Genomic DNA, 20,750 nt, shown 5'->3' with positions numbered 1-20,750 from the left:
CCCAAAAAACACACAAATCAAATGTGGGAGCGGGCTTGCTCGCGAAAGCGGTATGACATTCAACATCATCGTTGAATATTAAGCCGCTTTCGCGAGCAAGCCCGCTCCCACATTTAGTCGTCGGCGTGACTTAAAGCACCGGCAAGGTCTTGTCCTTGATCACCGTGGTCGGCCCGTTGGTTTTCACACTGGCAATGCCCTTCTCCATCGCTGTAGCGGAAGAGTAAGACTCGCTGCTGCCGATAATTTCGTGGTTACCGGCCTTGAGGTTGAAATAAGGATGGCCATCCTTGGTGGTCTTTTTCTCGTAGCGCTCATCCAGCGGGCTGTTGGACTGAACCGATGCAATGCCTTTGTCGGCAGCGGCGCGGGTGGTGTACAGCTCGCTGGTCAGAATGGTTTCGGCGTTGGCGGCCTTGAGGACAAACCTGAACTGGCCACTGCTGCTTTTGCTCACTTCGTACCATCCGGACATGCTCTTTCTCCTTGGCGATTGAGAGGTTTCGCGCTTCAGAGTAAAGACCAGCCCCGGACATCTGTCGCCTCTCCCGGTCCCTTCGCGAGCAGGCTCGCTCCCGCAGGGGATCGCATTTCCATTGTGGGAGCGAGCCTGCTCGCGAATGAGTCGACGCGGTATTCGCTACTTCACCACTGCCCGAACCACCGACAACTCCGGCACAGCCACCCGCCGCTGACTCAAATACCGCATACAACTCACCCGCAAAAACGACGCAAAATTCACCACTTCCCCCCTGTAGTCCATCACCTCTTCATACAGCTTGGCGATCAGCTGGTTGGTGGTCATGCCATCGACTTCGGCGATTTCGCTGAGGATGTCCCAGAACTGATTCTCCAGCCGCAGGGTGGTGACCACCCCGCAGATGCGCAGCGAGCGGGAGCGCGATTCGTAGAGGATCGGATCGGCCTTGACGTAAAGCTCGCACATGGAAAGGTCCCTCGTTACAGCGTGATTTTGGTGCCCAGCAATCCGAGGAAACCGGCAAGCCAGTTCGGGTGTGCCGGCCACGCCGGAGCAGTGGCCAGATTGCCTTGAACATGGCCCTCCGTCACCGGGATGTCGATGAACGTGCCGCCCGCCAGGCGCACTTCCGGGGCACAGGCTGGGTAAGCGCTGCACTCGCGGCCTTCGAGAATTCCGGCCGCTGCCAGCAATTGCGCGCCATGACACACGGCAGCAATCGGCTTGCCGGCCTTGTCGAAGGCACGCACCAGGTCCAGGACTTTTTCATTCAGGCGCAGGTATTCCGGTGCACGACCGCCGGGGATCAGCAGCGCGTCGTAGTCGGACTCAGCGACTTTGGCGAAATCGAAATTCAGGGCGAACAGGTGGCCGGGTTTTTCGCTGTAGGTCTGGTCGCCTTCGAAGTCGTGGATCGCCGTGCGCACGGTCTGGCCGGCGGCTTTGTCCGGGCACACGGCATGGACGGTGTGACCGACCATCAGCAGCGCCTGGAACGGCACCATCACTTCGTAGTCTTCAACGTAATCGCCGACCAGCATCAGGATTTTCTTGGCAGCCATGGGGAGGACTCCTCTGGGGGAACGGTGGCAGGAGTATTCAAGGTAGTCCTTATCCAGAGGGTCGGGTAATAACCAGCTACTACCGCGGTATCGTTCTTCGCGAGCAGGCTCGCTCCCACAGGGGATTTGTGAGCACCCCAGATCCAATGTGGGAGCGAGCCTGCTCGCGAAGGGGCCCTCGAACTGTACGGATAACTCTGCGCCTAGCTGTAACAGCGCAGCCAACGCGGTTTGTGGCTAGATGAAGGCACTTCCCATCACCCTGAATTCTGGTCCCCCATCATGTCCTCGCGCGAAAACACCGGCATGGCCCTCGGCCTGCTCGGCGTTGTGATTTTCAGCCTCACCCTGCCCTTCACGCGAATCGTCGTGCAGGAACTGCATCCCCTGCTCAACGGCCTCGGCCGGGCGCTGTTCGCGGCGGTGCCAGCGGCGATCCTGTTGCTGTGGCGACGGGAGAAATGGCCGACCTGGAAACAGGTCAAAGGCCTGACGCTGGTGATCGCCGGGGTCATTCTCGGTTTTCCGGTGTTGTCGGCGTGGGCCATGCAAACCTTGCCCGCGTCCCACGGTGCCTTGGTCAATGGTCTGCAACCGTTGTGCGTGGCGCTGTACGCCGCGTGGTTGTCCCATGAACGTCCGTCGAAAGCCTTCTGGGCCTGCGCCGCGTTGGGCAGTGCATTGGTGCTGGGTTATGCGCTGATCAGCGGTGCCGGCAGCATTCAGGCCGGTGACTTGTTGATGCTCGGGGCGATTGCGGTGGGTGGTCTGGGCTACGCCGAGGGCGGCCGGTTGGCCAAGGAGATGGGCGGCTGGCAGGTGATCTGCTGGGCGCTGGTGCTATCCACACCATTGTTGATCGGGCCGGTGGTGTATCTGGCGCTGCAACATCAAGGTGAGATTTCGGCGAAGACCTGGTGGGCGTTTGGTTATGTCTCGCTGTTTTCGCAGTTCATCGGCTTCTTTGCCTGGTACGCGGGATTGGCGATGGGTGGGATTGCCCGGGTCAGCCAGATCCAGCTACTGCAAATCTTTTTCACCATCGCCTTTTCGGCGCTGTTCTTTGGCGAACACATCGAGCCGATCACCTGGCTGTTTGCTGCCGGGGTGATCGTGACCGTGATGCTGGGTCGCAAGACCGCCATCAAACCTCCTGTGGGAGCGAGCCTGCTCGCGAAGGCGGACTAATAGCCAACACAGATGTTGGATGTGACGGCCCCTTCGCGAGCAGGCTCGCTCCCACAGGTTTAGAGGAGTCCGTCAGCTCGCAGCAAGGTCTCGAGGCAATGCTCGCTGATGTGGTAGAAATCCTTCAGCTCCTGAATCTTCACCAACAGCTGGGCCGGGTCGACCGGCTCGGCGCGTTTGACCGCCAGTATCATCTTGTTCTTGTTGGTGTGGTCCAGCGAGATGAACTCGAACACCTTGGTTTCATAACCGCAGGCTTCGAGGAACAACGCACGCAAGCTGTCGGTGACCATTTCCGCTTGCTGACCCAAGTGCAAACCGTATTGCAACATCGGCTTGAGCAGGGCCGGGCTCTGGATCTGCAGGCGGATCTGTTTGTGGCAGCACGGCGAACACATGATGATCGAGGCGCCGGAACGAATGCCGGTGTGGATCGCGTAGTCGGTGGCGATGTCGCAGGCATGCAGCGCGATCATCACGTCCAGCTCGCTCGGTGCCACGCTGCGCACGTCACCGCACTTGAACACCAGCCCCGGGTGCTCGAGTTTCGCTGCAGCGGCGTTGCACAGGTTGACCATTTCTTCGCGCAGCTCGACGCCCGTCACCACGCCTTCGGCGTTCAAGGTGTTGCGCAGGTAGTCGTGGATGGCGAACGTCAGGTAACCCTTGCCCGAACCGAAATCCGCTACCTGCACCGGCTTGTCCAGCGCCAGCGGTGAGGTGGTCAGCGCATGGCTGAAGACTTCGATGAACTTGTTGATCTGCTTCCACTTGCGCGACATCGCCGGGATCAGTTCGTGTTTGCTGTTGGTCACGCCAAGGTCGGCGAGGAACGGTCGGCTCAGGTCGAGGAAGCGGTTTTTCTCGCGGTTATGCTCGGCGGACGGCACTTCACGCAATTGCTGAGGTTTGCTCTTGAACAGCGAAGACTTGCCCTTTTTGCTGTATTCGAGCTGGGCTTCGTCGGTCAATGACAGCAAATGCGCATTTTTGAACGAAGCCGGCAGCAGCGCGGCGAGGGTCGCGACGCCTTCGGCCCGCGGCAGGTTCTTGGTGATGTCGCGGGTTTTGTAGCGGTAGACGAAGGACAGGCAAGGCTGATCCTTGACCGTCAGTTGCTTGATGATCAGGCGCTGCAAATCCGCTTCAGTGCCGACGTACTTGGCCAGCACCAGTTTGATGAAGGCGTTGGCGTCGAGGCTGGTTTGCAGCAGGTCGATGAACTGGGCGTGGTGATCCGGCGCGAGGCTGGCGGGAGTGGCGGTGACGGACATGGGCAAAACGGCCTCGGGCGGAGCGAATCGGGGAATGGCGGGTATTTTAGGGGGGATGTGGATGCAGGGCACGGGTAATTTCCCGAACGGCACGAATCCTGGGCAAGACTACATAAGTGCCGAGTAGGCTTTTGTGGCGAGGGAGCTTGCTCCCGCTGGGTCGCGAAGCGGCCCCAAAACCAGCAACTGCGGCCTGCCAGGCAAACAGAGTGGACGGTTTTGCGACTGCTGCGCAGTCGAACGGGAGCAAGCTCCCTCGCCACAAAAGCGCATCACCTTCCAGATTGGAAATGACGTCAGCCCAACACCACCAACCGGTTCGGCAATTCATTGCGCACCTGCGTCACCGGCACATGCACTTTGAGCAACTCGCCACAGGCCTCGATGCACGTCACGAACCCTTGCAACGTCTGTCCTTGTTTCACCTGCTGGGTGAAGGCCGCCACAATCGAATCCCAGTTCTTGTTGTCCAGCCGTTTGGAAATCCCTTCATCCACCAGGATTTCCACGTACCGCTCCGCCTCGCAGACAAAAATCAGCATCCCGGTGCTGCCGACCGTGTGGTGCAGGTTCTGCTCCAGGAATTGCCGACGCGCCAGGTTCGAGGCGCGCCAGTGCCGCACGGAACGCGGGACCAGGTGCGTGGTGACTTTCGGAATACGGAACACCAGGCACAGCACGATAAAGGTGATCCACTGCACCAGCAGCAAGCTGTGCATGGTCAGCCATCCCGTCAGGTAATGCACGATCCCCGGCACCATCAGCGCCAGCAGGCTGGCCCACAGCAGCGGGATGTACGCGTAGTCATCGGCGCGGGCAGCGAGCACGGTCACCAGTTCGGCGTCGGTGTCGCGCTCGACCCGGGCAATCGCCTCGGCAACTTTGCGTTGTTCGTGTTCAGTCAGTAATGCCATGTTGAAAAGTGCCTGCTCATTATTGTTATCACCAGCCGCCCGACGAACCGCCGCCCCCGAAACTGCCCCCGCCGCCGCTGAAGCCCCCGCCACCGCCGCCACCACCAAAACCACCGCTGCCGAAACCTCCGCCCGAACCACCCGAGCCTCCTCGGCCGGCGGGCAGAAGCCCGAGCATCTGCAACACAAAAATCGTCAGGATGAACAGCATCACCAGAAACACGAAGACGCCGGGATGGCGCGCCACAAAGTCGCTGTCCTCATCACCGCGCGGTTCATAAACGGTCGACGGTTCATCCAGTGGGCTGCCGCCCAACACCACCAGCATCGCCGCGACCCCGTCGCTGATGCCTTTACTGAAATTGCCAGTCTTGAACGCGGGGGTGATCACCTGATTGATGATCACTGAACTTTGCGCGTCGGTCAGGCGGTCTTCGAGGCCGTACCCGACTTCGATGCGCAATTTACGCTCATCGCGCGCAACGATCAGCAGCGCGCCGTTATTTTTATCTTTCTGGCCGATGCCCCAGGCACGCCCCAGTTGGTAGCCGAAGTCCGCGATGTCGGTGCCTTGCAAGTCCGGCAACGTGACCACCACCAGCTGCTCGCCGGTGGCGCTTTCATGGGCCTGAAGTTGTTGCGTCAGTTGCTCGCGCACCGACGGCTCGATCATCTGGGCGTTATCGACCACCCGCCCGGTCAACGGCGGAAACTTCAACTCGGCCTGCGCCGTCAGGGCACACACCCAGAGCAACAGCAGCAGCCCCACTTTCAACACGCGCATTGGCAACCTCATCCGTGGTGATGCTTTTAGCCGGTCAGAACTTTACTTGCGGCGCCTTATCGGCATCCGGCGTGGTCGCCTCGAAGGTTTCGCGGATCGGCAAATCGCTGTACATAACGCTGTGCCACAGGCGACCGGGAAAGGTGCGAATTTCCGTGTTGTACTTCTGCACCGCGAGAATGAAGTCGCGACGGGCCACGGCGATGCGGTTTTCGGTGCCTTCAAGTTGCGACTGCAAGGCGAGGAAGTTCTGGTTGGCCTTGAGGTCCGGATAACGCTCGGACACCACCATCAAACGGCTCAAGGCACCGGTCAACTGGTCCTGGGCCTGCTGGAACTGCTTGAGTTTCTCCGGGTTATCCAGGGTCTTGGCGTCCACCTGGATCGACGTCGCCTTGGCCCGTGCTTCGACCACCGCGGTCAGGGTTTCTTCTTCGTGCTTGGCATAGCCCTTGACGGTTTCCACCAGGTTGGGGATCAAGTCGGCGCGGCGCTGATACTGGTTCTGCACCTGGCCCCACGCGGCCTTGGCCTGCTCGTCGAGGGTCGGAATCGTATTGATGCCGCAGCCCGCGAGCACGCTGGTCAACAGCATCAAGGCCGCCACCTGCAAGCTCGAGCGATAGTGGTGTCTTGCATTCATCTGGGTCACTCCCTGGCACATTCCGTTGAAAAATTAACCACACCCTTCTGACTGGGCACTTGGGGCATAATCTGCCGCCGCCACTGGATTGCATCGAGCCAATGGGCTAAAAGATGCCCCTGCACAAAAAACACGCAGAAGTGTGCTGCATTTACCTGAACAACAATAGTCGCTCCCTAACTTTTGGCTGACCGGCGCGTATTCACTGCCGTTTAGGCTTTTGAGAAAACTATTCATGAAGAAGCTGTGTTTGCTGGGCCTGTTCGTCAGCCTGGCCAGTCATAACGTATTGGCCGCCACGACCCCCGCACCTCTGGAGAACAAGGACGCCTTCATCAGCAACCTGATGAAGCAGATGACCCTCGATGAAAAGATCGGCCAATTGCGCCTGATCAGCATCGGCCCGGAAATGCCACGCGAACTGATCCGCAAGGAAATCGCGGCCGGCAACATCGGCGGCACGTTCAACTCGATCACCCGCCCGGAAAACCGTCCGATGCAGGACGCGGCCATGCGCAGCCGGTTGAAGATCCCGATGTTCTTCGCCTATGACGTGATCCACGGCCACCGCACCATTTTCCCGATCCCGATTGCCCTCGCTTCGAGCTGGGACATGGACGCCATCGGCCGGTCCGGGCGCGTTGCCGCCAAGGAAGCCGCGGCGGACAGCCTCGACATCACCTTCGCACCGATGGTCGACATCTCCCGCGACCCGCGCTGGGGCCGGACTTCCGAAGGCTTCGGTGAAGACACCTACCTCGTGTCGCGCATCGCCGGCGTGATGGTCCGGGCCTTCCAGGGCTCAGGTGCCAACGCGGCCGACAGCATCATGGCCAGCGTCAAGCACTTTGCCTTGTACGGCGCGGTCGAGGGCGGTCGCGACTACAACGTGGTCGACATGAGCCCGGTCAAGATGTACCAGGACTACTTGCCACCGTACCGCGCGGCGATTGACGCCGGTGCCGGCGGGGTGATGGTTGCCCTGAACTCGATCAACGGCGTGCCGGCCACCGCCAACACCTGGCTGATGAACGACCTGTTGCGCAAGGAATGGGGCTTCAAAGGCCTGGCGGTCAGCGACCACGGGGCGATTTTCGAGCTGATCAAGCACGGCGTCGCCGCTGACGGTCGCGAAGCCGCGAAGCTGGCGATCAAGGCCGGCATCGACATGAGCATGAACGACACCCTCTACGGCAAAGAACTGCCGGGGCTGTTGAAAGCAGGCGAAATCGAGCAAAGCGACATCGACAACGCCGTGCGTGAAGTGCTCGGCGCCAAGTACGACATGGGCCTGTTCAAGGACCCGTACCTGCGCATCGGCAAGGCTGAAGATGATCCGGCCGACACTTACGCTGACAGCCGCTTGCACCGCCCCGAGGCCCGTGACGTGGCGCGTCGCAGCCTGGTGTTGCTGAAGAACCAGAACGAAACACTGCCACTGAAGAAAACCGCGAAAATCGCGTTGGTCGGCCCGCTGGCCAAGGCGCCTATCGACATGATGGGCAGCTGGGCAGCGGCCGGTAAACCGGCGCAATCGGTGACCCTGTTCGACGGCATGAATGCCGCCGTCGCCGACAAGGCCACGCTGATCTACGCCCGTGGCGCCAACATCACCAGCGACAAGAAGGTCCTGGATTACCTGAACTTCCTTAACTTCGACGCACCGGAAGTGGTCGATGACCCTCGCTCGGCGCAAGTGCTGATCGACGAAGCGGTTAAAGCGGCCAAAGATGCCGACGTGGTGGTGGCAGCGGTGGGCGAGTCCCGTGGCATGTCCCACGAATCGTCGAGCCGCACCGACATCAACATCCCGACCAATCAGCGCGATCTGATCAAGGCCCTGAAAGCCACCGGCAAACCGCTGGTGCTGGTGTTGATGAACGGCCGTCCGCTGTCGATTCTCGAAGAAAAAGACCAGGCTGACGCGATTCTGGAAACCTGGTTCAGCGGCACCGAAGGCGGCAATGCCATCGCTGACGTGCTGTTCGGCGACTACAACCCGTCGGGCAAACTGCCGATCACCTTCCCGCGTTCGGTGGGTCAGATTCCGACCTACTACAACCACCTGAGCATTGGCCGGCCGTTCACGCCGGGCAAACCGGGCAACTACACCTCGCAGTATTTCGATGACACTACCGGTCCCCTGTTCCCGTTTGGTTTCGGGCTGAGCTACACCGATTTCAGCCTGAGCGACATGGCCCTGTCGTCGACCACGCTGAACAAGACCGGCAAGCTCGACGCCAGCGTCACGCTGAAAAACACCGGCAAACGCGACGGCGAAACCGTGGTGCAGTTGTACATCCAGGACGTGACCGGCTCGATGATCCGGCCGCTCAAGGAATTGAAGAACTTCCAGAAAGTCATGCTCAAGGCCGGCGAACAGAAAGTCGTGCACTTCACCATCACCGAGGACGACTTGAAGTTCTACAACACCCAGCTCAAGTTCGCTGCCGAACCAGGCAAGTTCAACGTGCAGATCGGCCTGGACTCCCAGGACGTGACGCAACAGAGCTTTGAGTTACTGTAATCCCCCAGGCAACACATCACCCATGTGGGAGCGAGCCTGCTCGCGAAAGCGGAGTGTCAGTCGACAGCATAATTGACTGATACGCCCCCTTCGCGAGCAGGCTCGCTCCCACAGTGGTTTAGGGGGTGGCGGAGATCGGGGTTAACCCCTTCGATCCAGCAGGTTCACCACCAGCCGATCCACCCAACCCCAGATCCGTTGCTTGACCCGCTTCCACAATGGCCGGCGTTGCCATTCCTCCAGGCTGACTTCCTGGCTCTGCGCGAAGTCCCGTTCGAAACTCCCCGCCACGGCCAGCGTCAGCCCTGGGTCCAGCGCTTCGAGGTTGGCTTCCAGGTTGAAGCGCAAGTTCCAGTGATCGAAATTGCATGAGCCGATGCTCACCCAATCATCGATCAGGACCATTTTCAGGTGCAGGAAACACGGTTGGTACTCGAAGATTTTCACCCCGGCCTTGAGCAGTCGCGGGTAGTAGCGATGCCCGGCGTAGCGCACCGACGGGTGATCGGTACGTGGCCCGGTCAACAACAGGCGCACGTCAACACCCCGTGCAGCAGCCCTGCGCAATGAGCGGCGGACTTTCCAGGTCGGCAGGAAGTACGGGGTCGCCAGCCAGATGCGTTGCCGGCCGCTGTTCAACGCGCGCACCAGCGATTGCAGAATGTCGCGGTGCTGGCGGGCGTCGGCATAGGCCACCCGGCCCATGCCTTCACCCATCGACGGCACGCGCGGCAGGCGCGGCAAGCCGAAATGCGAGGCCGGTTTCCACGCGCGTCGATGGCGGTTGGCGATCCATTGGCGGTCGAACAGCAACTGCCAGTCAATGACCAAAGGCCCGGTGATTTCCACCATCACCTCGTGCCATTCGCTGGTGTCTTCACCCGGCGTCCAGAACTCATCGGTGACGCCCGTGCCACCGACCACCGCCAGGCTTTGATCGACCAGCAACAGCTTGCGGTGATCGCGGTAGAAGTTGCCGACCCAACGCCGCCAGTTCAGGCGATTGTAGAAACGCAGTTCGACCCCGGCCGCCGTCAGCCGCTGGCGCAACGTCAGGGTGAACGCCAGGCTGCCATAGTCATCGAACAGGCAACGCACCCGCACACCACGCTCTGCCGCCGAAACAAGGGCTTGCACCATGGCCTCGGCGCAGGCGCCCGCCTCCACCAGATACAACTCCAGCTCGACCTGTTCTTCGGCGCGGGCAATCGCGACCAACATGCGTGGGAAAAACTGCGGACCGTCGATCAGCAGCTCAAAGTGGTTGCCTTCACGCCAGGGAAAGATTGCACCGGCCATGTCAGCGCGCCGTGAAAATCAGTACCGCACCCACCGGTACCGACAGACTGATGGCCGACAGATCGGCGACCTTGCGCAACGCTTCCAGCCCGGGGGCAAGATCAAAGTCTTCGGCATTGATCACCAGCGGCTCCAGCGTTACCACTTGAAAGCGTCGGTCATCGAGACGCGTCGCCAGCAGTTCGGCGTTGTATTGATGTTGCTTGCCATGCAGGTTGACGGTCAGCGGCAAGCGCAACTCCAACTGCGCGCCGGGCGCGAGGTCGTTGATCGGGCGCAGATCAATCTGCGCGGTGATCAACGCTTCGGGAAAGGTCTGGATTTCAAACAGCTCTTTGCGCATGCGTTCATCGCGCAAGGGGATGCCACTGTTCACCGACTCCAGCTCGACTTCCACCTCGGCCAGGCCCTTGGCGTCGACCTTACCGTGCAGCACCAGAAAGCGCTGCACTTCGGAGAGGTTGGCGTTTTTGGTGCTGATGAACGACAGCCGCGAGGACTCGCCGTCCAGATACCAATCGGCGTGGGCCGACAGCGTGGCACCGGCCAACAGCAGGAATGCGAGGGTATTAGAGAGGGAGCGGTTGAACATAGAGACTCATGTGCAGATAAACCTGCACGAACCTTAACCGCCCGTGAGCAAGATGCAAACTGTCCGTCACCGACACCGCACTTTTGTGGTGAGGGAGCTTCAGCACAAATCACTATTGCAGGCGGCAGCCTTGGCGTTCGCCGATCCACGTGGCGCTGTTGCTGCGGCCCATACCACTGACGGTCACGCGTTTGCTGGCGGCGTCATCGACAAAGCTGCTGGTCGGCAGCCACTGCTTTACATAGCGGCGGCAATACCCGGCCTCGTTGTTCATCACATACCGGCACGAGCAATATTCCTTGGCGGTGTAGGCGCTGATGATGTCGGGGAACGCCCACAGCGCCACGCGCTCCTGCCAGATCCAGCCGAGCAACGCGACCAGCAATACCAGGAACAACGCGCTGAACGGCCGATGTCGAAGAAAACTCATGGCTGCACCTTCTGAACAAACGCCTTGAGCGCGAACTTGAGCAATTCGTTGTGCTGGTAGCTTTCATCGCGATCATCGCCATAGCGCACGATCACCAGGTTTTCGCTGGGGATCACGTACATCGCCTGGCCCCAATGCCCCAGCGCGGCGAAGGTATCGGCCGGCGCATCGGGCCAGGGTTGGGCCGCCCCGTCCACCGCGCGATTGAGCCACCATTGACCGCCAGGCACGGCGTCATCCTGATGCGCGTGATAATGGGCGAACGGTTCACGATTGAAGGCGACCCAGTCTTTGGGTAGCAACTGGCGACCCTGCCAACGCCCGTCGCGCGCCATCAACCAACCGATTCGTGCCAGATCCCGAGCCGTGAGGTAGGCGTAAGAGGAAGCGACAAAAGTGCCCGTGGCATCGGTTTCCCAAACGGCATGACGGATGCCCAAGGGCTCGAACAGCGCGGTCCATGGAAAGTCTGGATAACGTGTCGGGCCGACGATGTTTTTCAACGCAGCGGACAGCAGATTGCTGTCACCGCTGGAGTAACGAAAGGCCTGACCGGGCTTGGCGTACTCGCCATGGTCGGCGGTGAACGCGGCCATGTCCTGATGGCCACGGGTGTAGAGCATCGCCACTACTGAGGACTTCAACGGGGCGTATTCATAGTCTTCCTGCCAGTCCAGCCCCGAAGCCCAATGCAGCAAGTCGGCCATGGTCACGCCGGGGTGTTTTTTCATCGGTGGATAAAACGTCTGTACCGGGTCCTGGAGTTTGAACAGCCCTTCGCCATACGCCACACCCAGTACCGTGGCCATGAGGCTTTTGCTGATGGACCAGGTCAGGTGCGGCGTGTCGGCGGTGGTCGGGCCTGCGTAGCGTTCGTAGATCAATTGACCGTCGCGGATCACCAGCAAGGCATCGGTGCGCACGCCTTTTCGGGTGTTGTCGTCACGGGGTGGGAAGGCGTAGGTTTCCAGGGCTTGAAGCGCGGGTCCGGTGATGACCGGGCCGGTTGACCATTGCTCGGCGGGCCAGTTTTCGGCGTGGGCCGCGAGGCTGAGCAGCAGCATGACGATCAGGGACAAGCCTTTGAACATGGCGTGGGCTCGGAGGGGGTAACTGGCAGAGCGTAGTTGAGGTTGATGACAGTTTGGGGATTTGTGTTGTCGGTCAGATCACCTTCGCGAGCAGGCTCGCTCCCACAGGGGAACGCATTTCAAAATGTGGGAGCGAGCCTGCTCGCGAAGGGGCCAGTCAATCCAGCGAAGATCCCGCCAACGCCTTGGCCAACCGCTTCCCCCGAGCCCCAGCCGCCAACGCCATCACCGCCTGATCCCGCTGCCACATCGCCGCCCAATGCGGCGGCCCATCGGCCAGCGCTTGATCAATTTCGACCTTGAGCCCCTCGAACTGCGCAAACAACCCACCCAGCAACACATGTCCGGCCGCATTGTTTGGCGCCTGCCGGCTGACTTCCGCGCACCCGGCCAGCAACGCCAGTAACCGCAACTGCAACGCTTGCGGCCAGTCACTGTCCTGACCAATGCCATACAACCACGCCGTCATGGCGCTCAATACGTACACATCTTCAAGGGTGCGAAACGGTTTGACGTAAGCATCCCAACCATCCCCCGCCAACAACTCGCACTGGGCATTGTCAAGAAACAAGCGGCCATGGCTGATGTCCGGCATCAGCGGGATCGCCGGCAGTTTTTCCAGGCGCACGCCCGGCTCATCGGGATAGACCACCGCCAGGCTCAGGCTTACCGGGTCGCCGGGTGCTTCACTGCGGGCGGCGATCAGCAGCCATTCGGCGGCATCACCGGCGGTGACGAAATCCTTGCGCCCGCTCAGGCGCAAATCGGTGAGGCGGGTTTGCATGTCCGCCGGTCGCAGGCTGCGCTGTTCGGTCGCACACAGGGCGCCGAGGCTCAGCGGCGCGCTTGGCCAGAGCATGCGTAACGCTGCCTGATACCCCACCAGAAACGCCAGCCCCGGCGTGGCCATCAAACGCCCGCCAGCCACTGCCAATTCAAACGGCGTCACCGTGCCCAACTGGTGCAACAAGGTCACGAAACCTTCCGCCAGATCCGGGTTGGCGGGCAGACGTTCGTGGCGGTTCAACAGGTTTTGCCAGGGCATAAGAGGCTCCTCGTGGGCTGTCATATAAGCATCACCAAAGCTTAATGGCGATGACACCGGGGCTACATAGCCTGACCTTGCACAAAACGGCTGCATAAAGAAAGTCGATCCGCTGTAACCCAAGACGGGTGAGCAGCCCGCACGGAGAATCGCCATGACTCAGATCGCCCGCATCCGCGACACCGGCAACGACCGCCGCCTGCAAGCCGAACGCCTGATCGGCAGCCAAGCCTTGCAGGAAGCCCAGGCCTTGCGCTTCAACGTGTTCAGCGGCGAGTTCAACGCCAAGCTGAAGGGCGCGGAGCTGGGTCTGGACATGGATGACTATGATGTTCATTGCGCCCACATCGGCGTGCGTGACTTGAATACCGGGCGCCTGGTGGCGACCACCCGTTTGCTCGATCACACCGCGGCCAGCAGCCTGGGCAAGTTCTACAGCGAAGAAGAATTCAGTCTGCACGGCCTGGTGCATCTCAAAGGCCCGATCCTGGAAATCGGTCGCACCTGCGTCGACCCGGCCTACCGCAATGGCGGCACCATTGCCGTGCTCTGGGGTGAACTGGCCGAAGTATTGAATGAGGGCGGCTACAGCTATTTGATGGGCTGCGCGAGCATCCCGATGCAGGACGGCGGCATCCAGGCCCACGCGATCATGCAGCGCCTGCGCGAACGCTATTTGTGCACCGAACACCTGCGCGCCGAGCCGAAAAACCCGCTGCCCACTCTGGATATCCCCTCCAACGTGATCGCCGAAATGCCGCCGCTGCTCAAGGCCTACATGCGCCTCGGCGCGAAGATCTGCGGCGAGCCGTGCTGGGACGAAGATTTCCAGGTGGCCGACGTGTTCATCCTGCTCAAGCGCGACGAGCTCTGCCCGCGTTACGCCAAGCACTTCAAGGCGGCCATGTGATGAGCCGGTTGCGGGTGTACGCGCGGATTGCGCGAGTGCTGGTGGTGGTCGCTCTGGGATTGAGCATGGCCACGGTGTTCGGTTTGTTCGAGCGCATGGGCATCGCCCACTCGATGGTCCGCCGCCAGCGCTGGTCGCGGTTTTTCATGGCGCGGTTGAGCAATGCCCTGCCCTTCCAGGTCACCGTTCACGGTGAACTGCCCAAGCAACCGATGCTCTGGGTCAGCAATCACGTGTCCTGGACCGACATCCCGCTGCTGGGCATGCTCACGCCGATGTCGTTCCTGTCCAAGGCCGAAGTGCGCACCTGGCCAGTGGCGGGCTGGTTGGCGGCCAAGGCCGGCAGTCTGTTTATCCGTCGCGGGTCGGGCGACAGTCAGTTGATCCGCAAACAAATGACCCGCCACCTGGAACAGGAGCATCCGCTGCTGATGTTCCCGGAAGGCACCACCACCGATGGCCGTTCGTTGCGTACCTTCCATGGTCGCTTGCTATCGGCGGCGATTGATTCAGAGGTGCTGCTGCAACCGGTGGCGATTCGTTATCTGCGTAACGGTCAGCTCGACACCCTGGCACCGTTCATTGGCGACGATGATCTGCTGTCGCACTTGATGCGTTTGTTTGCCAATGACCGGGGGGATGTGGAGATTCATCTGCTCAAGCCGATCGCTTGCGAAGGTCGGGAGCGAGCGGCGTTGGCGTTCGAAGCGCAGCAAGCGGTGCAGAAAGCGTTGTTTGGGGCGATTCCGGAGAAGCAGCAAGCGCCGATGCGCCCAGCCATCGCTGCTTAAACACATCCCCCTGTGGGAGCGAGCCTGCTCGCGAATGCGGTGTGACAGTCAACAATGATGTTGGATGTGACGGTCCCTTCGCGAGCAGGCTCGCTCCCACATTTGGATTTATGTTGTTGGGTAGTTTTGGGCGAAGTCCTGAAGCTGCGGGTAGAAAAACCTGAAGTCTTCACTCAACGGTTCATACAACACCCGCAATTCCTGCATCGCCCCCGCCAGTTCCTCCGGCCGGGTCAACCGCCGCGAAATCCCCCGCAGCACCTGCTCCAGCACCTCGAACTCCTGATACGACCCCAACCAGTCATTCGCCACCATGTGCGGCGCGATCTTCGCCAGGCGCTCCGGCAACTGCGGCTCGGCCGTCAGCACCCGGTACACATCCGACGTGAACAGCTCCAGTGGCCGGTCGGCGTACAGCGTCCAGTCCCGTGCCAGGCAGTGGTCGAAAAACACGTCGAGCACGATCCCGGCGTAACGCCGGCGCGTCGTGGAGAACCGCGACAACGCCACATCCACCAGCGGATGGCGGTCGGTAAATACGTCGATGCTGCGATGCAGCTGGATGGCCGCTTCGATCTCCGGCGCGTACTGCCCTTGCAGCCGTCCTTTGACGAAATCGCCATAGAGACTGCCGAGCCATTGGCCGGGACGCTGGCCACCGAGGTGAAGATGTGCGAGATAGTTCATGGGCGCAGCTTAGCACTGCGCCTTTGGATCGTTACACCCCACGTATCGTTATAACTCGATATACCGAATTGTTAGCGGCTCAGAGCCAAATCATATTTGTATATCGCGAAATACCGATTTAAAGTTCGCCTCATCGCGATATAGCGTTTCAACCATCACGAGCTCACCCCCATGACCATTAATCTCGACGAAATAATAAAAGCCCTGGCACACCCAGTACGGCGAGAAATCCTGCACTGGCTCAAAGACCCGACCGTCGAATTCCCGGACCAGTCCCACAGCAACGAGCACGGCGTTTGTGCCGGGCAGATCGATCAACGTTGCGGCTTGTCGCAGTCCACGGTGTCCGCGCACCTGGCGACCCTGCAACGCGCCGGCCTGATCAGCAGCCGCAAAGTCGGCCAGTGGCATTTTTTCAAACGTAATGAGGAAACCATTCAGGAATTCCTCAAGACCTTCAGTAAAGAGCTCTGACCCTTAACGTCAGTCAGCCCAAAAGGAATTCAACGATGCCCCTCTCGCTCCTCATTCTGGCCTTGAGCGCCTTCGCCATCGGCACCACCGAATTCGTCATCATGGGCCTGCTGCCCGATGTGGCGGCGGACCTCGGTGTGTCGATCCCCGGCGCCGGCTGGTTGGTGACCGGTTACGCCCTGGGCGTGGCCATCGGGGCGCCGTTCATGGCGCTGGCCACCTCCCGACTGCCGCGCAAGGCCGCACTGGTGGCGTTGATGGGGATCTTCATCATCGGCAACCTGCTCTGCGCCCTCGCCAGTGACTACAACGTGTTGATGTTTGCACGCGTCGTCACAGCCCTCTGCCACGGTGCTTTCTTCGGTATCGGTTCGGTGGTGGCGGCAGGCCTGGTGCCGGCCAACAAACGCGCTTCGGCCGTGGCCTTGATGTTCACCGGCCTGACCCTGGCCAACGTGCTCGGCGTGCCACTGGGCACCGCGCTTGGCCAACAGGCCGGCTGGCGTTCGACCTTCTGGGCCGTGACCGTGATTGGTGTGATCGCCCTGATTGGCCTGATCCGCTTCCTGCCGGCCAAGCGCGATGAAGAAAAACTCGACATGCGCGCCGAACTGGCCGCGCTCAAGGGTGCCGGCATCTGGTTGTCCCTGAGCATGACTGCGCTGTTCGCTGCCTCGGTCTTCACCCTCTTCACTTACGTCGCGCCGCTGCTGGGCGAAGTCACCGGCGTCTCGCCACGTGGCGTGACCTGGACCCTGATGCTCATCGGCCTGGGCCTGACTGTTGGCAACATTATCGGCGGCAAACTGGCGGACAAAGGCATGGCCGCGACGCTGATCGGCGTGTTCATCAGCATGGCCGTGGTCTCCACCGTGCTGACGTGGACCAGCGTCGCGCTGATCCCGACCGAAATCACCCTGTTCCTCTGGGCCACCGCGTGTTTTGCCGCCGTGCCTGCCCTGCAAGTCAACGTGGTGACCTTTGGCAAAGCGGCACCGAACCTGGTGTCGACCCTGAACATCGGCGCTTTCAACATCGGCAACGCACTCGGTGCCTGGGTCGGCGGCAGCGTCATCGCCCACGGCTTCGGCCTGACCAGCGTACCCCTCGCGGCTGCCGCACTGGCGGTACTCGCCCTGTTGGTGACCCTGATTACTTTCCGCCAGAGCGGCAATCCCGAACTGGCTCCAGCGACTAACTAATCCACTTAAACCTCACGAGGGTGATTTCATGACGACTATTTTCGATCCGATCAAACTGGGCGACATCGAGTTGGCCAACCGCATCATCATGGCGCCGCTGACCCGTTGCCGCGCCGACGAAGGCCGCGTGCCGAACGCGCTGATGGCCGAGTACTACGTCCAGCGCGCTTCCGCTGGCCTGATCCTCAGCGAGGCCACTTCGGTCACGCCAATGGGCGTCGGCTATCCGGACACCCCGGGCATCTGGTCCAACGACCAGGTCCGTGGCTGGGCTAACGTCACCAAAGCAATCCACGGCGCGGGCGGCAAGATCTTCCTGCAACTGTGGCACGTCGGCCGGGTGTCTCACACCTCGTACCTGAACGGCGAAGCGCCGGTCGCACCGAGCGCCATCCAGCCAAAAGGTCACGTCAGCCTGGTTCGCCCGTTGGCCGACTATCCAACGCCGCGTGCCCTGGAAACCGCTGAAATCGCCGACATCATCGACGCTTACCGCACCGGTGCCGAAAACGCCAAGGCTGCAGGTTTTGACGGCGTGGAAATCCACGGCGCCAACGGTTACCTGCTCGATCAGTTCCTGCAAAGCAGCACCAACCAGCGCACCGACAACTACGGTGGCTCCCTGGAAAACCGTGCACGCCTGCTGCTGGAAGTGACCGACGCAGCGATCGAAGTCTGGGGCGCCGGCCGCGTGGGTGTGCACCTGGCACCACGCGCCGACTCCCATGACATGGGCGACGACAACCTGGCCGAAACCTTCACCTACGTCGCTCGCGAACTGGGCAAGCGTGGCATCGCCTTCATCTGCTCCCGCGAGAAAGAAGCCGGCGACAGCCTCGGCCCACAACTGAAAGAAGCCTTCGGCGGCCCGTACATCGCCAACGAACGTTTCACCAAGGACAGCGCCAACGCCTGGCTGGCCAGCGGCAAGGCTGATGCGGTCGCCTTCGGCGTGCCGTTCATTGCCAACCCGGACTTGCCGGCCCGTTTGAAGGCCGATGCGCCGCTGAACGAAGCACGTCCAGAACTGTTCTACGCCAAAGGTCCGGTCGGTTACATCGACTACCCGGCGCTGTAAGTAACCGTCAGTGAAACGCAAAAAGCCCCGACTCGTGAGAGCCGGGGCTTTTTGGTTTTTAATGTGGCGCGATCACACACATTCACACGCAAGACACAAAATTCCTACAAAATACGTAGCTCGCTACCTGTCATCCTGGCGAGCGTCCGTATATAAAAGCACCCCATGGAATCGGCACCCGCCCGGAAAGTTGACACGGGCGAAGCCAATTACGCATTTTGTTTCATTTGCGCAGGCTGGGGCTCAAGCGCAGCATGTCCAGCCCGGCCTCGACCCAACGTTCGGCTTCGGCGTGCAATTGAAAGCTGTCGGGGGCCAGCAACCACTGGTACAGAATGCCATCGATGTAAGCGTGCAGGCTGATGGCCGCGCGCGCCGTGTCGAGGTCTTCGGGCATTTGCCCCCGATTCACGGCATTACGCAGGGCCAGGCCGATGCGCACATTGCAATCGAGGCTGGCCGTCAGGCGCTGTTGGCGCAGATCGCACATTTCATCGGTGAATTCGCACTTATGAAACAAAATCTCATTAATGCGTCGGGTTTTCGGGTCCAGTGCAACTTGATGAAACAAATGAATCAGCAGCTTGCGCATGCAGCCGAGTGGATCGAGTTCCTCTTCGCTTTCGCTGGCCCTGGCCATCTCATCAAGTGGCTCATGCAAGGTATCCAGCATGGCCTGCACCAGATCGGCCTTGTTGCTGAAATGCCAATAGATGGCACCGCGAGTCACGCCGGCCAGGGTAGCGATGTCCGCCAGCGTCGTGCGCGCCACGCCCCTTTCATAAAAGGCTTTCTCTGCCGCTTCGAGTATCTGGGCGCGGGTTTCTTGAGCTTCCTCTTTGGTGCGACGGACCATGGCAGTAAAACCTCAATCAGGATGCTTCAGTGATGTCTGAACATCAGCTGAATAAAAGTGGAGCGTTCGCTCTTGGGCGCCGTCCCCGTCTTAGAATTCAAACCTTCGAACGGCTTTTGTAGCGAAGTGGGTACGCAGCCAAGGTGTTTACAAACAACCATGAACGTAAGTATATTCCTTAGCAAGCTACTTATCCACTCAGCACCCTATTTTTACCCTTCCACCTTTCTAGTGCGCACTTTGCGCGCCTGACCCGAGGATTTTCATGCAATTCAAGCCAGCTGTTACCGCTCTGGTCACTGCCGTCGCCTTGGCATCGCTGCTCAGCGGATGCAAAAAGGAAGAAGCTGCACCAGCCGCACCGCCTCCTCAGGTCGGCGTCGTTACCCTGCAGCCGCAAACGTTTACGCTGACGTCCGACCTGCCGGGTCGCACCAGCGCGTACCGCATCGCCGAAGTGCGCCCTCAGGTGAACGGCATCATTCTCAAGCGCATGTTCAAGGAAGGCGGCGACGTCAAAATTGGCCAACAGCTCTATCAGATCGATTCGTCGGTGTATGACGCTACCCTGAAAAGTGCCGAAGCCAACCTGCAACAGACCAAGTCGATCTCCGACCGCTACAAGCAATTGGTCAACGAACAAGCCGTCAGCCGTCAGGAATACGACACCGCAGTGGCCAACCGCATGCAATCGGAAGCTGCCCTGCAGACTGCCCAGATCAACGTGCGCTACACCAAGGTCTACGCACCGCTCACCGGCCGTATCGGTCGCTCGAACGTGACTGAAGGCGCGCTGGTCACCAGTGGCCAGGCCGATCCGATGGCAGTGATCCAGCAAATCGACCCGATCTACGTCGACGTGACGCAGTCCTCGGTGGAATTGCTGCAACTGCGCCGTGAACTGGAAAGCGGTCGCCTGCAAAAGGCTGGCGACAACGCGGCTACGGTCAAGCTGACCCTCGAAGACGGCAGCCAGTACAAGCTGGACGGCAAGCTCGAATTCTCCGAAGTCTCGGTTGACCAGACCACCGGTTCCGTGACCCTGCGCGCCGTGTTCCCGAACCCGGAACACACTCTGCTGCCGGGCATGTTCGTGCACGCCCAGTTGCAATCCGGAGTGAACGCAGCAGCTATTCTGGCGCCGCAACAAGGCGTGACCCGTGACCTGAAAGGCACCCCGACTGCACTGGTCGTCGGCCCTGACAACAAGGTCGAGCTGCGTCAGCTCAAGGCCAGCCGCACCGTCGGCAGCCAATGGCTGATCGAGGACGGCCTGAAGGCAGGCGATCGCCTGATCACCGAAGGGCTGCAATTCGTCAAACCTGGCATCGAAGTCAAAGCCAGTGAAGCGACTAACGTTGGCGTAAAGAACCCGGCCCCCGCACAGGCAGCTGATAAGGCTTCCAGCGGCAAAGGGGAGTAA

At 60.6% G+C, this 20,750-nt stretch carries 22 protein-coding genes; 8 read left to right on the top strand and 14 right to left on the bottom strand.

Going from position 1 to position 20,750, the window contains the following annotated elements; all coding sequences use genetic code 11:
• Positions 1–130: 130 nt before the first annotated feature.
• The 3 genes from ACWKV5_RS06045 to ACWKV5_RS06035 form a co-directional block, all read right to left on the bottom strand.
• A complete protein-coding gene (locus ACWKV5_RS06045; RefSeq protein WP_483840573.1) occupies positions 131–475 on the bottom strand; it encodes a YegP family protein in 345 nt (114 codons plus the stop codon).
• A gap of 165 nt (positions 476–640) precedes the next feature.
• Positions 641–946, bottom strand: a complete 306-nt coding sequence (locus tag ACWKV5_RS06040; RefSeq protein WP_027925581.1) for a ribbon-helix-helix domain-containing protein — start codon at positions 944–946, stop codon at positions 641–643.
• Positions 947–960: 14 nt separating this feature from the next.
• Complete coding sequence (locus tag ACWKV5_RS06035) at positions 961–1,542, bottom strand: DJ-1/PfpI family protein (RefSeq protein WP_483840572.1); 582 nt, start codon at positions 1,540–1,542, stop codon at positions 961–963.
• Positions 1,543–1,824: 282 nt separating this feature from the next.
• Here ACWKV5_RS06035 and ACWKV5_RS06030 point away from each other — a divergent pair, with 282 nt between their 5' ends.
• The gene (locus ACWKV5_RS06030; RefSeq protein WP_483840571.1) at positions 1,825–2,730 is read left to right on the top strand and encodes a DMT family transporter; all 906 of its coding nucleotides are present in this window, start codon (positions 1,825–1,827) and stop codon (positions 2,728–2,730) included.
• A gap of 59 nt (positions 2,731–2,789) precedes the next feature.
• On the opposite strand, the gene ACWKV5_RS06025 is transcribed toward ACWKV5_RS06030, so the two are convergent.
• From ACWKV5_RS06025 to ACWKV5_RS06010, 4 genes are all read right to left on the bottom strand, one after another.
• Positions 2,790–4,004, bottom strand: coding sequence for a class I SAM-dependent methyltransferase (locus tag ACWKV5_RS06025; protein WP_483840570.1), 1,215 nt, complete (start codon positions 4,002–4,004; stop codon positions 2,790–2,792).
• Between the two features lie 296 nt (positions 4,005–4,300).
• The gene (locus ACWKV5_RS06020; protein WP_483840569.1) at positions 4,301–4,918 is read right to left on the bottom strand and encodes a TPM domain-containing protein; all 618 of its coding nucleotides are present in this window, start codon (positions 4,916–4,918) and stop codon (positions 4,301–4,303) included.
• 28 nt (positions 4,919–4,946) lie between these two features.
• A complete protein-coding gene (locus ACWKV5_RS06015; RefSeq protein ID WP_483840568.1) occupies positions 4,947–5,702 on the bottom strand; it encodes a TPM domain-containing protein in 756 nt (251 codons plus the stop codon).
• 34 nt (positions 5,703–5,736) lie between these two features.
• Positions 5,737–6,345, bottom strand: coding sequence for a LemA family protein (locus tag ACWKV5_RS06010; protein ID WP_483840567.1), 609 nt, complete (start codon positions 6,343–6,345; stop codon positions 5,737–5,739).
• 235 nt (positions 6,346–6,580) lie between these two features.
• On the opposite strand from ACWKV5_RS06010, the gene bglX reads away from it, so the two are divergent.
• On the top strand, positions 6,581–8,872 hold the full coding sequence (gene bglX, locus ACWKV5_RS06005; RefSeq protein WP_483840566.1) for a beta-glucosidase BglX: 2,292 nt from the start codon (positions 6,581–6,583) through the stop codon (positions 8,870–8,872).
• Positions 8,873–9,013: 141 nt separating this feature from the next.
• Here the strand turns inward: bglX and ACWKV5_RS06000 are convergent, their stop codons facing one another.
• The 5 genes from ACWKV5_RS06000 to ACWKV5_RS05980 form a co-directional block, all read right to left on the bottom strand.
• Entirely contained in the window at positions 9,014–10,171 is a 1,158-nt protein-coding gene (locus ACWKV5_RS06000) for a phospholipase D-like domain-containing protein (protein ID WP_483840565.1), read from the bottom strand.
• Between the two features lies 1 nt (position 10,172).
• Positions 10,173–10,763, bottom strand: coding sequence for a YceI family protein (locus ACWKV5_RS05995; protein ID WP_483840564.1), 591 nt, complete (start codon positions 10,761–10,763; stop codon positions 10,173–10,175).
• Between the two features lie 112 nt (positions 10,764–10,875).
• Positions 10,876–11,193 carry an amidase gene (locus tag ACWKV5_RS05990; protein WP_483840563.1) on the bottom strand — a complete coding sequence of 106 codons (318 nt, stop codon included), beginning with the start codon at positions 11,191–11,193 and terminating at the stop codon, positions 10,876–10,878.
• Positions 11,190–12,284, bottom strand: a complete 1,095-nt coding sequence (locus tag ACWKV5_RS05985) for a serine hydrolase domain-containing protein (RefSeq protein ID WP_483840562.1) — start codon at positions 12,282–12,284, stop codon at positions 11,190–11,192. The genes ACWKV5_RS05990 and ACWKV5_RS05985 overlap by 4 nt, the downstream gene beginning before the upstream one ends.
• A 157-nt stretch (positions 12,285–12,441) precedes the next feature.
• On the bottom strand, positions 12,442–13,329 hold the full coding sequence (locus ACWKV5_RS05980) for an acyl-CoA dehydrogenase middle domain-containing protein (protein ID WP_483840561.1): 888 nt from the start codon (positions 13,327–13,329) through the stop codon (positions 12,442–12,444).
• 154 nt (positions 13,330–13,483) lie between these two features.
• On the opposite strand from ACWKV5_RS05980, the gene olsB reads away from it, so the two are divergent.
• Together olsB and ACWKV5_RS05970 are read left to right on the top strand one after the other, a co-directional pair.
• Entirely contained in the window at positions 13,484–14,239 is a 756-nt protein-coding gene (gene olsB, locus ACWKV5_RS05975; RefSeq protein WP_483840560.1) for an L-ornithine N(alpha)-acyltransferase, read from the top strand.
• A complete protein-coding gene (locus tag ACWKV5_RS05970; protein WP_483840559.1) occupies positions 14,239–15,030 on the top strand; it encodes a lysophospholipid acyltransferase family protein in 792 nt (263 codons plus the stop codon). Before olsB ends, ACWKV5_RS05970 begins: the two co-directional genes overlap by 1 nt.
• Before the next feature lie 108 nt (positions 15,031–15,138).
• On the opposite strand, the gene ACWKV5_RS05965 is transcribed toward ACWKV5_RS05970, so the two are convergent.
• Entirely contained in the window at positions 15,139–15,717 is a 579-nt protein-coding gene (locus ACWKV5_RS05965; RefSeq protein WP_483840558.1) for an acyl carrier protein phosphodiesterase, read from the bottom strand.
• 171 nt (positions 15,718–15,888) lie between these two features.
• On the opposite strand from ACWKV5_RS05965, the gene ACWKV5_RS05960 reads away from it, so the two are divergent.
• From ACWKV5_RS05960 to ACWKV5_RS05950, 3 genes are read left to right on the top strand one after another with little or no spacing between them, the layout of a single operon-like run.
• The gene (locus ACWKV5_RS05960; RefSeq protein ID WP_007983055.1) at positions 15,889–16,191 is read left to right on the top strand and encodes an ArsR/SmtB family transcription factor; all 303 of its coding nucleotides are present in this window, start codon (positions 15,889–15,891) and stop codon (positions 16,189–16,191) included.
• Positions 16,192–16,226: 35 nt separating this feature from the next.
• Positions 16,227–17,393, top strand: coding sequence for an MFS transporter (locus ACWKV5_RS05955; protein ID WP_483840557.1), 1,167 nt, complete (start codon positions 16,227–16,229; stop codon positions 17,391–17,393).
• 28 nt (positions 17,394–17,421) lie between these two features.
• Positions 17,422–18,471 (top strand): alkene reductase, encoded by a 1,050-nt coding sequence (locus ACWKV5_RS05950; RefSeq protein WP_027925598.1) that lies wholly within the window; start codon positions 17,422–17,424, stop codon positions 18,469–18,471.
• 223 nt (positions 18,472–18,694) lie between these two features.
• On the opposite strand, the gene emhR is transcribed toward ACWKV5_RS05950, so the two are convergent.
• Positions 18,695–19,327, bottom strand: a complete 633-nt coding sequence (gene emhR / locus ACWKV5_RS05945) for an efflux system transcriptional repressor EmhR (RefSeq protein ID WP_483840556.1) — start codon at positions 19,325–19,327, stop codon at positions 18,695–18,697.
• Positions 19,328–19,592: 265 nt separating this feature from the next.
• Here emhR and emhA point away from each other — a divergent pair, with 265 nt between their 5' ends.
• A complete protein-coding gene (gene emhA, locus ACWKV5_RS05940) occupies positions 19,593–20,750 on the top strand; it encodes an efflux RND transporter periplasmic adaptor subunit EmhA (protein WP_483840555.1) in 1,158 nt (385 codons plus the stop codon).

The sequence above is a fragment of the Pseudomonas oplopanacis genome, from assembly GCF_057128725.1.
This window is presented reverse-complemented; position numbering and strand designations above follow the sequence as displayed.